At 66.8% G+C, this 13,153-nt stretch carries 13 protein-coding genes, 3 tRNA genes and 1 pseudogene; 8 read left to right on the top strand and 9 right to left on the bottom strand.

The window, feature by feature from the left end; genetic code table 11:
* Window positions 1–400: 400 nt before the first annotated feature.
* Complete coding sequence (locus tag ACIN94_RS24515; protein WP_400710187.1) at window positions 401–664, bottom strand: hypothetical protein; 264 nt, start codon at window positions 662–664, stop codon at window positions 401–403.
* A 354-nt stretch (window positions 665–1,018) separates the two neighbouring features.
* Here ACIN94_RS24515 and ACIN94_RS24520 point away from each other — a divergent pair, with 354 nt between their 5' ends.
* The gene (locus ACIN94_RS24520; protein WP_400710190.1) at window positions 1,019–1,249 is read left to right on the top strand and encodes a hypothetical protein; all 231 of its coding nucleotides are present in this window, start codon (window positions 1,019–1,021) and stop codon (window positions 1,247–1,249) included.
* A 370-nt stretch (window positions 1,250–1,619) separates the two neighbouring features.
* The gene (locus ACIN94_RS24525) at window positions 1,620–2,582 is read left to right on the top strand and encodes an IS110 family transposase (RefSeq protein ID WP_400710600.1); all 963 of its coding nucleotides are present in this window, start codon (window positions 1,620–1,622) and stop codon (window positions 2,580–2,582) included.
* A 252-nt stretch (window positions 2,583–2,834) separates the two neighbouring features.
* Here the strand turns inward: ACIN94_RS24525 and ACIN94_RS24530 are convergent, their stop codons facing one another.
* Together ACIN94_RS24530 and ACIN94_RS24535 are read right to left on the bottom strand one after the other, a co-directional pair.
* Window positions 2,835–3,494: a response regulator gene (locus tag ACIN94_RS24530; protein WP_400710193.1), complete on the bottom strand. Its 660-nt coding sequence runs from the start codon at window positions 3,492–3,494 to the stop codon at window positions 2,835–2,837.
* On the bottom strand, window positions 3,491–4,636 hold the full coding sequence (locus tag ACIN94_RS24535; RefSeq protein WP_400710196.1) for a sensor histidine kinase: 1,146 nt from the start codon (window positions 4,634–4,636) through the stop codon (window positions 3,491–3,493). The genes ACIN94_RS24530 and ACIN94_RS24535 overlap by 4 nt, the downstream gene beginning before the upstream one ends.
* A gap of 180 nt (window positions 4,637–4,816) precedes the next feature.
* On the opposite strand from ACIN94_RS24535, the gene ACIN94_RS24540 reads away from it, so the two are divergent.
* Window positions 4,817–5,404: a hypothetical protein gene (locus ACIN94_RS24540; protein WP_400710199.1), complete on the top strand. Its 588-nt coding sequence runs from the start codon at window positions 4,817–4,819 to the stop codon at window positions 5,402–5,404.
* Window positions 5,405–5,493: 89 nt separating this feature from the next.
* Here ACIN94_RS24540 and ACIN94_RS24545 read toward each other — a convergent pair whose 3' ends face one another.
* Window positions 5,494–5,826, bottom strand: a complete 333-nt coding sequence (locus tag ACIN94_RS24545; RefSeq protein ID WP_400710202.1) for a hypothetical protein — start codon at window positions 5,824–5,826, stop codon at window positions 5,494–5,496.
* 26 nt (window positions 5,827–5,852) lie between these two features.
* On the opposite strand from ACIN94_RS24545, the pseudogene ACIN94_RS24550 reads away from it, so the two are divergent.
* A pseudogene (locus tag ACIN94_RS24550) lies at window positions 5,853–7,191 on the top strand (ISKra4 family transposase).
* Complete coding sequence (locus ACIN94_RS24555; RefSeq protein ID WP_400710205.1) at window positions 7,188–7,574, top strand: hypothetical protein; 387 nt, start codon at window positions 7,188–7,190, stop codon at window positions 7,572–7,574. The pseudogene ACIN94_RS24550 and the gene ACIN94_RS24555 overlap by 4 nt, the downstream one beginning before the upstream one ends.
* Before the next feature lie 88 nt (window positions 7,575–7,662).
* Here ACIN94_RS24555 and ACIN94_RS24560 read toward each other — a convergent pair.
* From ACIN94_RS24560 to ACIN94_RS24575, 4 genes are all read right to left on the bottom strand, one after another.
* Window positions 7,663–7,736 (bottom strand) — tRNA-Phe (locus ACIN94_RS24560).
* A gap of 28 nt (window positions 7,737–7,764) precedes the next feature.
* Window positions 7,765–7,839, bottom strand: a tRNA-Asp gene (locus tag ACIN94_RS24565).
* Window positions 7,840–7,946: 107 nt separating this feature from the next.
* A tRNA-Glu gene (locus ACIN94_RS24570) sits at window positions 7,947–8,019 on the bottom strand.
* Window positions 8,020–8,110: 91 nt separating this feature from the next.
* Window positions 8,111–9,610 carry a metallophosphoesterase gene (locus ACIN94_RS24575; protein WP_400710208.1) on the bottom strand — a complete coding sequence of 500 codons (1,500 nt, stop codon included), beginning with the start codon at window positions 9,608–9,610 and terminating at the stop codon, window positions 8,111–8,113.
* A gap of 33 nt (window positions 9,611–9,643) precedes the next feature.
* On the opposite strand from ACIN94_RS24575, the gene ACIN94_RS24580 reads away from it, so the two are divergent.
* Both ACIN94_RS24580 and ACIN94_RS24585 read left to right on the top strand, forming a co-directional pair.
* Entirely contained in the window at window positions 9,644–9,994 is a 351-nt protein-coding gene (locus tag ACIN94_RS24580; RefSeq protein WP_400710211.1) for a metallopeptidase family protein, read from the top strand.
* 169 nt (window positions 9,995–10,163) lie between these two features.
* Window positions 10,164–11,459, top strand: coding sequence for an MFS transporter (locus tag ACIN94_RS24585; protein WP_400710214.1), 1,296 nt, complete (start codon window positions 10,164–10,166; stop codon window positions 11,457–11,459).
* 1 nt (window position 11,460) lies between these two features.
* Here the strand turns inward: ACIN94_RS24585 and ACIN94_RS24590 are convergent, their stop codons facing one another.
* Entirely contained in the window at window positions 11,461–11,868 is a 408-nt protein-coding gene (locus ACIN94_RS24590; protein ID WP_400710217.1) for a PspC domain-containing protein, read from the bottom strand.
* 121 nt (window positions 11,869–11,989) lie between these two features.
* Here ACIN94_RS24590 and ACIN94_RS24595 point away from each other — a divergent pair, with 121 nt between their 5' ends.
* Entirely contained in the window at window positions 11,990–13,147 is a 1,158-nt protein-coding gene (locus ACIN94_RS24595; RefSeq protein WP_400710220.1) for an acyl-CoA dehydrogenase family protein, read from the top strand.
* Window positions 13,148–13,153 lie beyond the last annotated feature (6 nt).

A 13,153-nucleotide genomic window follows, 5' to 3' on the forward strand; every position in this document is an offset into this window, starting at 1 on the left:
CCGCCTGACCCCAATTCCCACCCCGCAGACCCTGCCCCGACATCACTGGCCAGGGTTCGCTGCCGCCTGCCCACTAACTCACCGATTTTCGAGCCAGGCGGACCGACCGCCCTGCTCCGCTCAACGGACACGAGGTCAGGGGGCTGTGGACAACTATCGCCGTGCGCCTGTGGTGGCCGATGTTGTCGTCACCGTTGTCGTCAGCCCCATATCTCGTAGCCGGCGGTGCAGACTCGAAGCGTTCAGAGAACCCACGGCGTCAACACCAGCCTCCGCCGTCCAAGGAAGAGCTCACGTCGGTGGGTTTATCACCGCCGTCTTGCCGCCGACGTGGGCCGCAACGCCGCGCAGAAGACGTCGACATCGATGGCGGCGGTGCACCAACGCCTCGGCCTGAGGTTCAGCTATGCGTGGAAGCCACCACCGGGCCGACGGCACGGAAGACGATCGTGAAAGAGCCCACTGCCGCGTCGATTTGGTAGGCGTAACAGCCAGGAGTTCGTAATCGGGTCAAGGATGGGTAGTCTCGCCAGCCGCCGGGCAGTGCATCCTTGGTCGGATCGAGTAGGAGTTCTTCGACGGCTGGGTCGTCGAACCTGACGTCGCCAGGCCCGTCGAGTTGCCGGCCGCGGATCAGAACCGGTGTGGTCAGCGCGGGATTCACCGCCCACGCCACTTTCTGACCAGCCCAGGTAGGGTCTGCCCACCCGTCTGCGGGATCGGGTGCAAGGTAATCCAGGCGGCCGTCTCCCAGCCCTATCGGCCCGACCAGCCATCCGCCCTGAACCGGCCCCAGGGCCTTGTCCGGTCGCGTGGCATTGGTGGTGACCGGACATCGCGTTCCCGGTTGATGACGCTCAACCGTCCAAGGGCGACGTAGTTGCGCTACGGGATCCGGTCCGGCATTTCCATGCCTGCTTTCGGCCGGTGGAGCGGGACTTGCGCTGCAACTGACCATCACGAGAGCCAGCGCAACGACCAGGAAGGGGAGCCAATACCTCACGAATCCTCCTACACCATGGGGTCTCGGAAGGTTCCGGGTTCACAGCGTCGCCGCGGCTACCGCTGGGGACGGACCCACCTTGCACTCGCCGAGGCCGACCGCCTGGGCACCCTGGCCGAGGCCGCGCGCTTCCGGCTGCGGCTGGTGTCAGGCCAACCCGAGCCGCTCGCCGACGCCGCCTTCGCACACATGGACGCGCTGCGCGGCGCGACCGACCAGATCGCCCCGGCCACTTACGACGAGTAGCGAAGTCAGCGATCGTCACGGCCGTAACTCGAACACTTCATTACGAGTTAGAACACGACGGTCCAGGACTGTCCACGGCCGTCTTCCAGGCCTGGCCGGGCGGCCTCTGCGGAGTCCTTCAGTCCACGGTCGTCCAGGATTGTCCAGACCTGTTGTTAGTCCTCGATATCCCTGGCGGGATGCCCGTTCCGGGGTGAAAATCGGGTTGGTTGCTCGCCGACGTCGTAGGTGCTTGGTCTGGTTGAGGCCGTTTGTTAGTCGAACGCCGGGAGCCGCGCTGTGGGCCCTTCACTGTGCTTTGAGCACGCGGATTAGATTCGCTTCGTCCTTGCGGCTCTTGCGGGCAGCCTGTGCAGGGTGCTCGTAAGCTCTGCCCGGCCGTCCCAAGACCGACCGGCTGGACGCGGTCTGGCTGGCCAAGGTCGCCGAGCGGCAGATGCTGCGCGCCAGCTTCGTCCCCCCGCCGCAGATCCGCCGGCTCCGGGACCTGACCCGGTATCGGATCGACCTGGTCGGTGCACGGACCGCCGAAAAGCAGCGGGCGGAAAAGCTGCTGGAAGATGCGCAGATCAAACTGTCGGTGGTGGCCTCCGACATCTTCGGGGCCTCCGGGCGGGCGATGATGGCCGCCCTCATCGCCGGGGAACGCACCCCGGCGGCGCTGGCGCAGCTGGCCCGTACCAGCCTGCGCAAGAAGATTCCCCTGCTGGAAGAGGCCTTCACCGGTCACTTCACCGATCATCACGCCTTTTTGCTGGGCAAGATGCTGGGCCGGGTCGATGCGATCAGCAGCGACATTGCCGACCTCGACGCCAAGATCGAGGAGTTGGTGGCGCCCTTCGCCTCAGCGGCGGCACGGTTGGATGAGATTCCCGGCATCGGCCCCACCTCGGCCGCGGTAATCCTCGCCGAGATCGGCACCGATATGAGCCGCTTCCCCACCCCGGGGCATCTGGCCTCCTGGGCGCGCTTCGCCCCCGGGGTCAAGGAGTCAGCCGGACGCAAGAAGGGCCACGCCGGGACCGGGCACGGCAACCCCTACCTGGCGCGCATCCTGGGCGAGGCAGCGGTGATCGCCGGCAGAACCAACACCTTCCTCGGCGAACGCTATCGGCGCATCGCCCGCCGGCGCGGAAAGAAACGCGCGATCGTCGCGGTCGGTCGTTCCCTGCTGACCATCATCTGGCACCTGCTGTCCGACCCCGACGCCCACTTCATCAACCTGGGAGCCGACTACTACGCCAACCGCATCGGCCCGGAACGCAAAAAGCGCAACCACATCCGCCAGCTCGAAGCCCTCGGCTACCAGGTCATCCTCGAACCCACCGCCTGACCACCCGAGCCGATCACCAACCCCGACGCGTCCCGACGCCGGGGTTCGCTACCGCCTGCCCAGTGACGCTCCGATTTTCGGATTAGAGCCGGGATGCCGTCGGCTGTGGCGAATCGCCCAGAACCTGACCCGCCCGTGACAGATGATCACCCGCCATGATTACCGGGCACCAGCAGCACGAGTACACCCAACCGCGATCACACCAGACCCCTGACCTGCGGGTTCAAGTTGAAACGAGCCCAATGTGACGGGCTATGCGCCCCAGCCTCGGTCGCCGGCTTGGACGAGGCCTGATTCGTACGCGAGGACTGCGAGTTGCACGCGGTCGCGGAGGTTCAGCTTGGTCAGCAGACGGGAGACATAGGTCTTGACCGTGGCCTCGGTGAGGAACAGTGCGCTGGCGATCTCGGTGTTCGATCGACCTCGTGCGACCTGCCGCAGCACGGCCGCTTCTCGTTCGGTCACGTTGGGCAGCGGAGCTGGACTGGTGGAAGGCGCGGTGGCGAACCGGTCGAGTAACCGGCGGGTGAGTTTGGGAGCGAGCATCGCCTCGCCCCGGGCCACGACGCGCACCGCGTGTACCAGGTCATCGGGAGGGACGTCTTTGAGGAGGAACCCGCTGGCGCCCGCCCGCAGGGCGCCGTACACATACTCATCGAGATCGAAGGTGGTCAGCGCCATCACGCGGACGCCGGGCTGCTGCGTCACGATCCGCCGGGTGGCTTCGATGCCGTCCAGCCGGGGCATCCGTACGTCCATGAGGACGACGTCGGGGCGGTGTTCGGCGCAGGCGGTGATGGCTTCGATTCCGTCTCTGGCCTCGGCGACGACCTCCAGGCCGCTTCTTTCGAGGATGAGTCGGAAGCCTTCCCGTAGAAGCGCCTGGTCGTCGACGATCATCACGCGGGTCATGCCGGTTCCAGGGGAAGGACGGCGGCGACGGCGAACCCGCGGTCGGGTAGTGGGGCGGCTTGCAGCGTTCCGCCGTACAGCGCCGCGCGTTCCCGCATTCCGATCAGGCCGTGTCCGGTTCCAGCGGTGCCCGGGCGCCCGCAGCCGTCGTCACGTACATCGATGCGCAGCTTGTCGGTGCTGAATGTCACTCCCACGCTGACCTCGGTGGCGGCGTTGGCGTGGCGGCGCGCGTTGGTCAGCGCCTCCTGCACGATCCGGAATGCTGCGAGGTCGAGGCCGGCGGGCAGTGCCCGCGGCGCGCCGGCCACGGCGAACTCCACGGGGAGCCCGGATTTCCGAGCGTCGTCGACCAGTGTCTGCAGGCCCGACAGTCCGGGCTGGGGTGAGAGCAGGCCGACCTCGTCGGTGTCGCGAAGCATGGTGACTACCCGTCGCATTTCAGCGAGGGCGCTGTTGCCGGTGCGTCGGATAGTGGCGAGAGTACTGCGTACCCGGTCGGGGTCGTCGGTGACCATCTGTTCGGCCGCGCCCGCCTGTACCACCATCACGCTCATCGCGTGTGCGACGATATCGTGCAGCTCGCGGGCGATGCGGGTGCGTTCCTCGATGACGGCCTGTGCCGCCTGTTCGGCTGCGGCGACCTCGGCCGCCACCGCCCGCCGCTGGGAGGACTGGGCGTGGCGGGCCATGATGGACTGCCAGCGCCCGAAGGCGAAGCAGACGCCCACAACACCCCAGTGGTACAGCATTTCGTTGAACCCGCCGAGCAGCTCAATGAACAGGTCGGCGTAGATGAGGGCCGCGCTGGCCATAGCCGCACCGATCCACGGTTCGCGTCCCTTGCCATGGCGCGCCACCGAGAACACGGCGATCAGGAACGGCACGAACTGCCCGAAGAACAGCAGGAACCCAAGCTGGCCCGAGGCGCATAGCCCGGCAATCGTCACGGCGATCGTCGGGATCGGGTGGGTGCGTCGCCACCACAGCGAAGCCGCGACGACCAGCACCTGCACGCTCGTCGCGAGCGGATCCCCGTCGCCCTGCCGCGATTCGAGCGGAAGCCACACCTCGGTGAGGCCCGTGACCAGTACGGCCAAACACAGGCCGGCATCGACGGCCCGGCGCCACCACACGTCCATGGGGGTCAACTGTAGGGGACGGGGAGGTCGAAGACATCAGTCCGGAGTTGACATGTGCCGACCACTTTCGGCCGACTACAGCGACGGGCCGCTCAGACTTGACTGTTGCACATGACACGACACCTTCGATTTCTCGTAGCGGTCTGCCTCCTCGCGTTTGCCCTGCTCAGCGTTGGCTTCATGGCCTTGCAGCCCGAGCTGCCCGATGACCGGGCGCAGTGGCTCGCCACGATCGCTGACGCACGTGCGGGCGCGTCGGCCGCCGCCCAGATGTTCCTCTGGTCCCAACTGCCGTTCGCGGTCTCGGTCGTGGGGCTGGTCGCCTGGCTGCGGCCGAGGTTCCCGCGGCTCACGATCATCGGTGGCGTGTTCGGGGTGCTCGGCGCGTTCGGCCACACCGTAGCCGGCGGTTGGACGCTCACCCAGATCGTGATGGCCGACGAGCCTGCCCACCGTGACGCCTACTCCCAACTGATCGCCGCGCAGGAGCAGTCGGCCCTGATCCTCTCGTTCCTCATGATCGGTGTGGTCGGCACCGTGGTGGGCATCCTGCTGCTGTCGATCGCCCACTTCCGTTCGCACGTGCATCCGCGATGGGTCGGCCCGGTGCTGTGGGTGTGGCTCGTGGTGGAGTTCGTCGGCAGCGGCATCAGCCCGTGGGCGACGTACCTGTCCGGGCTGCTGCTCCTTGCCGGTTGCAGTGGGCTCGCGGCCGGCCTGCTCGCCGCACGCCAGGACGGGTGTAGGTCTTTTGCAGTGACTGGCTGAGCTGGGCGTTCGCTGTCCTGGCTGTTTGATCGTGAAACCGCCTTCTACTGTGGGTGCAGGCGCGCGAGGCGGTGGTGGCGATGGGGTCGTTACTGGAGGAACTGGCGCGGCGGCAAGCCGAAGCCCGCCAGCGGATCGAGGAGCTTGGCCAGCAGCTCGCCGAGGTGCAGGCGCGGCTGGAGGCCGAGGAAGAGGGGCTGTCTCGGCTGCTGATAGCCCACGAGGTGGCGGAGGAGATCCTGAGCGGGGAGGGCCGGCCCGCCACCGATGGACGAGCCCGGGCTGTTCGCCCTGGCCGAGCCGGTCCATCGGCAGGTCGCCCGGTAGCGGGTAGGGGCGGGCGGCGGCTCGTCACCGTGATGTGCCGGTGGTGGTGGTTGGCGGGGGCTCTTGCTTGCCGGAGGTTCGAAGGTGCGACCCAATCGAATCGACCGGCAAGGAAGAGCCGATGACACCGTACGACACCGCGGTCAGAGCTGACTGCTTTGCAATCTCGAGGAATCTGTTCGATTTCTTGCTCGCCGAACTGGCCGATCCGGTCACGGGCGAGCTGTCCCATGCCGAGCTGGAAGTTTTGTGTGAGGGGCGGGGCCGCCGGCTGGTACGGCAGCTGCTGCAGGATCATCTGGATCTGCGCGCGGAGCGGGAGGAGGCCCGCCTGGCGGCCGCACATCCGCCGGGACGACTGGAGAAGGGGCACCAGCGGCTACTGGCCACGGTGGTGGGCACAGTGACGGTGCGCCGCTGCGCGCTGCGCCTGCCGGGCCGGCGCAATCGGTATCCGGCCGATGACCTGCTGGCCTTACCCGCGGGCCGGCAGCCACGGGCTGGCACGGCTGGCCGTTGCCGAGGCGGTGCGCGGCTCGTTCGACGCCGCCCATGCCGCGATCACCGACCGGTGTGGGAATGTGATCGGCAAAAGACAGATCGAGGACCTGGTGGCCGCTGCCCGGCATCGCGGACGCTTCCGCACCCGCCTGACCTCCGGCGAGAAGCCGCATCGCAAACGCATGGCCACCCTGGCGGTGGTCTACGACGCGGTGCCCGCGCCCCGCCGCCCCCACGACGTGATCAGCCTCGGCGAGCGCAGCGGCGACCGCCAGGTGCGGACCGGGCCGCGCGCGTCCGGCAAGTGGGTCTACGCCTCGGTCATCGACTCTGCCGAGCAGGTGATCACCTTCATGTTCGACCAGGCCGAGGCCCGCGACAGCCTTCATGCGCGCACCTGGGTGGTGCTGGCCGACGGCGACCACCACCAGATCCACCTGCTGCAGGCCGAGGCCGAGCGCCGCCGCGTACCGATCCATATCGTCTGCGACCTGATCCACGTGCTGGAATACCTCTGGCGCGCGGCCCGCTGCCTGCACACCGCCGACGATCCGGCCGCTGAGCACCGCGTCGCCGGCTGGGCGCTCGCCCTGCTGGCCGGCCGCATCGAGGAGGTGATCGCCGATCTGCAGGCCCGGACGACCAGCCGAGGTGACGCTCTCACCGCCGCTGCCCGCTATCTGACCAGCCACCGGCCGTTCCTGCGCTATGACCAGGCGTTGGAGCAGGGCTGGCCGATCGCCACCGGCGTCGTGGAGGGAAGCGCCCGCTACCTGATCGGTGACCGTCTGGACATCACTGGAGCCCGGTGGGGACTGGCTGGAGCCGAGGCCATCTTGAAGCTCCGCGCCCTGATCGCCAACAACGATCTCGATCAGTACTGGACCTTCCACGTCGACCGCGAGAACCAGCGTGTCCACCACCGCCGCCACCAGGACGAATACATCCTCAGTGCTTGATCGAATCAGTCACTACGGAAGAGCTACACCCAAAGGATTTTGCTATGCCCCCTCAACTCCTCACAGACAGCCCGGATCGTGACGCACTAGTGAGGGCGCTGGTAGCCATCGGAAGTCACACCCATGGGAGACCACTCACATCTGACGATCTCCGACACAGCCAGGAAGAGACACTGGCAGGGATGCTCCTAGCAGCCGCAGAAGGCATCGTTGATCAAGGTCGCACAGGAAGCAGAGGCAAGAGCCGGGGCCACCTGGCCGTCAGGGGCTACATGAAGTACCTCGGCGTGGACAATCTAAGAGCCTTCTTCGCCGCCAGGGCCACCCGTCTCGGCGCCGACATGAACTCGTACGAGTCCATGTACACGAACCCCCACCGCTAGGGCACGTTGTCGTCAGCGTTGTCGTCAAGCACAACGAAGAACGCCCCGGCCGTGATCGGCTCGGGGCGTTTGTGCTGTTCAGCTGCTGTGGTCAGGGGCGGGGTCGAACCGCCGACCTTCCGCTTTTCAGGCGGACGCTCGTACCGACTGAGCTACCTGACCTCGGTGGTGGATCGAACACCTACCAGAGCGGTCCTGACGGGACTTGAACCCGCGACCTCCACCTTGACAGGGTGGCGAGCACTCCAAACTGCTCTACAGGACCTTGCTTTGGTCGGAAGTTTTTGCTTCCGCCGTTCTTGCCTTGCTTAGCTTACCAGTTCTTCGGAGGTCTGCGACCTGCCGTTTCCCCGGTGAGCATCTGCTCGACCGTGCCCCCAACGGGATTCGAACCCGTGTCGCCGCCTTGAAAGGGCGGTGTCCTAGGCCACTAGACGATGGGGGCTCGGAATTCTCATTCCGTTCCGTTGCCGTCCTCTGCTGGAGACCTCTGAAGCATAGGGGACTTTTGCCCCGATGCCAAAGCGGCTTTCCAGCTAAGGCGTCATGGTGCCATCGGCCGATCCCGTCGGAGACGGGGCGGTCGCTGGCCCAGGAGAAATTGTACGGCCAGGGTCGGTCTCAACGTGACGTTCGATCTGAACCGACTGCTCACCGAGGCCCCCGAGGGTGATGTCGTCCCAGGCCCGCAGGCGATGCGTCTTCCGATCGAAGTACAGAACCGAGGCCGCGACGGGGGTCGGTTCGTCGTGTTCCAGGGCACGCAGGCCGGCGCCGCCGGTGGAGCCCTGGACGAGGATGCGGGTCCCCGAGGGGAGCAGTTCGGTGGACCGTTCGTGGGTGTGGCCGGAGAGAATCATCGGCACCGTGCCGGAGAACTCCCTGGCGATCGACGGGTCGTGCACCGCCACCAGGTCAACCGGCTTGAACACCTGACCGAGCCGCGTGGCGTGGGCACGCCCCAGAGCGGCGAGGGACTCGGGGTCGGAGTCGACGGACACGGACTTGTCCGGGGTGAAGCGGGGATCGGCCAGGCCGTAGATGCGCAGCCCCGCCACCTTCTTCACGGAGTCATCGAGGACGACCGCGTTCTTCTGCTTGCTCACGGCACGCTGGGTGGCCTTGGAGTCATGGTTGCCCTTGACGAAGACGTACGGCACGTCAAAGCTGCCGATCTCCTGGACGAACCTGTCCTCGGGACCTGTCCCGTGGTCGGTCAGGTCGCCGGTGTCCACGATCACGTCGACCTTGAACTGCTTGGTGACCGAGTGCATGAGGTTCCACGCTATGGGGCTGAGGTGGATGTCGGAGACGTGCAGCACCCGGATCGACTCGGGATCGGAGTCGTAGACCGGCAGGGCGGAGACCGCGTCGTAGAGCTGGGAGACGTTGTTGACCAGCTTGGCGAGCTGGGCCCGGTAGGACTCGAACCTGGTCACGATCGACTCGGCGTCGCCCACCAGGGACGGCGCCCCGGCGAGCAGGCCGGTGTATTTCGGTTCCACCACCGAGTTCGGCCGGAACGTCAGGGCGACGGCGGCGCCCGTACCGGCGATCAGGACGGCGGCGCTCAGCAGGCCCGCCAGGGCGGGCCCGGGGCGGTGAAAGACGATCAGCGAGGTGAGCAGGGCTCCCGCCAGACCGCAGAGGACGGCACGCAGGATGAGTGTTTTGACCCCTTCGAGCAGTTCCTTCTCCAGCAGCGCGGGGATCTGGTCGGCGAACTTGGGGTCTTCCAGCAACATGCCGGCCCGGGCGGTGTTGATGTTCTGAAGGGTGATGCGCAGACCGACCGGGGCGTCGTGGGTGTCGAACAGCAGGGTGCCCAGCGGATGGGCGTCCACAACCGTCTCCCCCGTCCATGAGGGTTCCGCCGACATACCGACCTCAACGGGGCCGACGTTGGCGCGCACCGTACCGCCGAGCATGATGCCCAGCCAGGCTCCGCCCGTGGCGACGACGACGACCGCCAGCGCGCGGATGGTCCGCCCCGTCGCGAAGCGACGGAGCCTCTGGACCCAGGCAGTGATATCCATGCGGCTCCCCCCTACCCGAAAACACAGGGCACAATGGCAGGTGTGATCGAGGTCTCGAGAGAGAAGTTCGAAGAGCTCGTGGCCGACGCACTGGACACGATCCCTCCCCAGTTGACGAGAGTCATGGACAACGTGGTCGTGGTGGTCGTGGACGATCCGCCTGAGCCAGACCTTCTGGGTCTGTACACCGGAATACCGCTCACCGAGCGCGGCGATTGGTACGCGGGAGTGTTACCCGACCGGATCGAGATCTACCGCAACCCGATCTGTTCGATATGCGAAACCGAAGATGAAGTGGTGCAAGAGGTGCAGATCACCGTGGTTCACGAGATCGCCCATCATTTCGGCATCGACGATGACAAGCTGCACACCCTCGGCTGGTAGTCGGAGCGGCATTGCATATCGGCCCTTATCGCGCCCGATATTTCACAATTTGTGATTACAGCTTGCATGAGTTTGATTGCTTTCAGTTGCGCGCCGGCAATTCAACGGGCACCGTAGGTTACGCACCGAACACCCACAGTCAATATGCCTGTAAGCCCAGCGGAGTCCTATGGCGGCCACCAGGCCCGGCCGGCTACCCGGGCGGCACCGCCGCCCGGCTGAACGCCAAGCTACCTATGGCGAAGTCATCGCCATCAGGGAGTTCCGCGCGTTGTGGATCGGTCAGGCACTCTCTCTCCTCGGCGACCAGCTCTCGCGCGTGGCGCTGTCCGTACTCGTATTCGAGAGGACGGAATCACCACTGGCCACCGCGTCTGTATACGCGCTGACCTACCTGCCACCGATCATCGGCGGCCCGCTGCTCGCGGGTCTCGCCGACCGCTACGCCCGGCGGCACATCATGATCGTCTGCGACCTGCTCCGGGCCGGCCTGGTCGCGCTGATGGCCATCCCCGGGACCTCGTTCACCGTACTGTGCGCGCTGGTCTTCTGGGTGGTGCTGCTCAGCGCCCCGTTCTCGGCCGCCAGGGCGGCGCTGCTCCCCGAGCTCCTCCAGGGCGACCGCTACGTCGCGGGCTCTGCCCTGCAGAACATGACCAACCAGGGCGCGCAGATGCTGGGCTTCGCCGTCGGTGGCGCCTTGATCATGACAATGGGTCCCTACCGCGCGCTGGCGCTGGACGCGGCCACGTTCCTCGCCTCCGCACTGTTCCTGGTCTCCGGAGTACGGCGGCGCCCCGCCCCCCTCGGCACCGACAGCGACCGGCCCTCCATGTGGACCATGACCCGTGCCGGATCCAGAATCGTCTTCGGCGACTCCAGGCTGCGGACGCTGGTGCTCTTCGCCTGGCTGTGCGGCTTCTACGTGCTTCCCGAGGGGATCGCGACCCCCTACGCCGCCACCCTGACAGACGATCCACAGCAGATCTCGTTCGTCGCCGGTCTGCTGATGGGCGCCATGCCGACCGGGACGGTCATCGGCGCGTTCCTGTTCAGCCGGTATGTCACACCGTCAAGACGGCTCCGCGCGATGGGCCTGATGGCGATGCTGACCTGCGCGCCATTGATCCTGTGCGCGATGGAGCCGCCGCTCCCCCTGGTGCTGGTCCTGTGGTGCGTTTCAGGCGTCGGAGGCGCCTACCAGCTCGCCGCCAATGCCGCGTTCGTACAGTGCGTTCCCGCCGAGCGGCGGGGCCTGGCCTTCGGGCTCGTGCAGTCAGGCCTGCTGGCCTCTCAGGGCGTCGGCATCCTCATCGGCGGCGCCGTCGCCGACCGGATCGGCCCCGCACCCGTGGTGGCACTGGCCGGCGTGGCTGGGCTGTGTGTCGCAGCCACGCTGGCCATGTTCTGGGCCGGATCCTGTAAGGAGATCATCGAGAGGGTTCGCACCGAGGTGACCGTCTGAGTCACACCTGCGGCTTCGACTCGCCGTCGTGCCGCGGCGCCGGGTCCTGGTAGGTGGGGTACTGCGGAGCCCGGTCCTGGCTGGTTGCCCTGGACCAGCTCTGCTCGGCCTTGGCCCAGCCCTGCTCGGCCTTGGAGCGCGCGTCCTGCCAGACGGGGTTGTCCTTGTTCTTGTCGACCAGGTCCTGGACAATCGACCTGTCCTTGCCCTCGTCGGGCAGGAGCAGCCAGCCGATCGCGTAGATCCCCACACCGAGGCCACCGAACAAGGTGGCGATGGCGAGGGCCACGCGGATGATGTTGGGGTCGATTCCGATGTAGCGTCCGAGACCGGAGGCCACACCAGCGATGATGCGCCCGTCCCTGGTCCTGCGAAGCTGCCTGACACCCGAGAAGTCGTTTTCGTTCATGCCTTAAGACTGCCCGGTAAGAAGGCTCGATCACATCGGGATTTCCCCTGACGGCACCCTGACATCCCTCCCCGGAACACCAGCAATACCCTGACAGGATCCGATGAGAGAGGAACCTCCCATGAACGACCTTCTGCGCATCGACGATGAACTCTCCGAGGAGCAACGTCTCATCCGCGACACCGTGAAGGAGTTCGTGGCGGAGAGGATCCTCCCCCACGTGGGCGACTGGTTCGAGGAAGCCGCCTTCCCCGCCCGTGAGATCGCTCCGGTGCTCGGCTCGCTCGGCGTGCTGGGCATGCACCTTGAGGGGTACGGCTGCGCGGGGCTGGACGCCGTCTCGTACGGCGTCGCCTGCCGGGAACTGGAGGCCGGGGACTCGGGGCTGCGGTCGTTCGTCTCCGTGCAGGGCTCGCTGGCCATGTTCCCGATCTGGAAGTACGGCTCCGCCGAGCAGAAGGAGGAGTGGCTGCCCCGGATGGCCGCGGGAGAGGCGATCGGCTGCTTCGGTCTCACCGAGCCCGACCACGGCTCCGACCCCGCGAACATGCGCACCCACGCCAAGCAGGACTCGTCCGGCGACTGGATCCTCAACGGCGCCAAGATGTGGATCACCAACGGCTCCGTCGCCGACGTCGCGGTGGTCTGGGCCCAGACCGAGGACGGCATCCGCGGCTTCGTGGTCCCCACCGACACGCCCGGCTTCTCGGCGCCGGAGATTCACCGGAAGATGTCCCTGCGGGCCTCGGCGACCTCGTCGCTGTACTTCGACGACGTCCGTCTTCCCGCGTCAGCCGTACTGCCCGAGGTCCGTGGCCTGAAGGGCCCGCTGTCGTGCCTGTCCGAGGCCCGTTACGGCATCCTGTGGGGCGTCGTGGGCGCCGCCCGCGCCTGCCTGGAGTCGGCCATCGACTACTCCAGGACCCGTATCCAGTTCGACCGGCCCATCGGGGGCTTCCAGCTGACCCAGGAGAAGCTCGCCTGGATGTATGTGGGTCTTGGCCAGGCCCAGCTCACCGCCCTCCACCTGGGCCGCCTGAAGGACGCCGGAGCACTCACCCCGCAGCAGGTCAGCTTCGGCAAGCTCGCCAACGTCCGAGCCGCCCTCGACATCGCCCGCCAGTCGCGTTCGATCCTGGGCGCCAACGGCATCACGCTGGAGTATCCGGTGATCCGGCACATGAACAACCTGGAGTCCGTACTGACGTACGAGGGCACCGAAGAGATCCATCTCCTCACCCTGGGCAGGGCGCTCACCGGCCTGGACGCCTTCCACTGAGGCAGG

Origin of the sequence: Streptosporangium sp. NPDC087985 (assembly GCF_044741965.1) — a bacterium.
In the GTDB taxonomy this organism is placed as follows: Bacteria; Actinomycetota; Actinomycetes; order Streptosporangiales; family Streptosporangiaceae; genus Streptosporangium.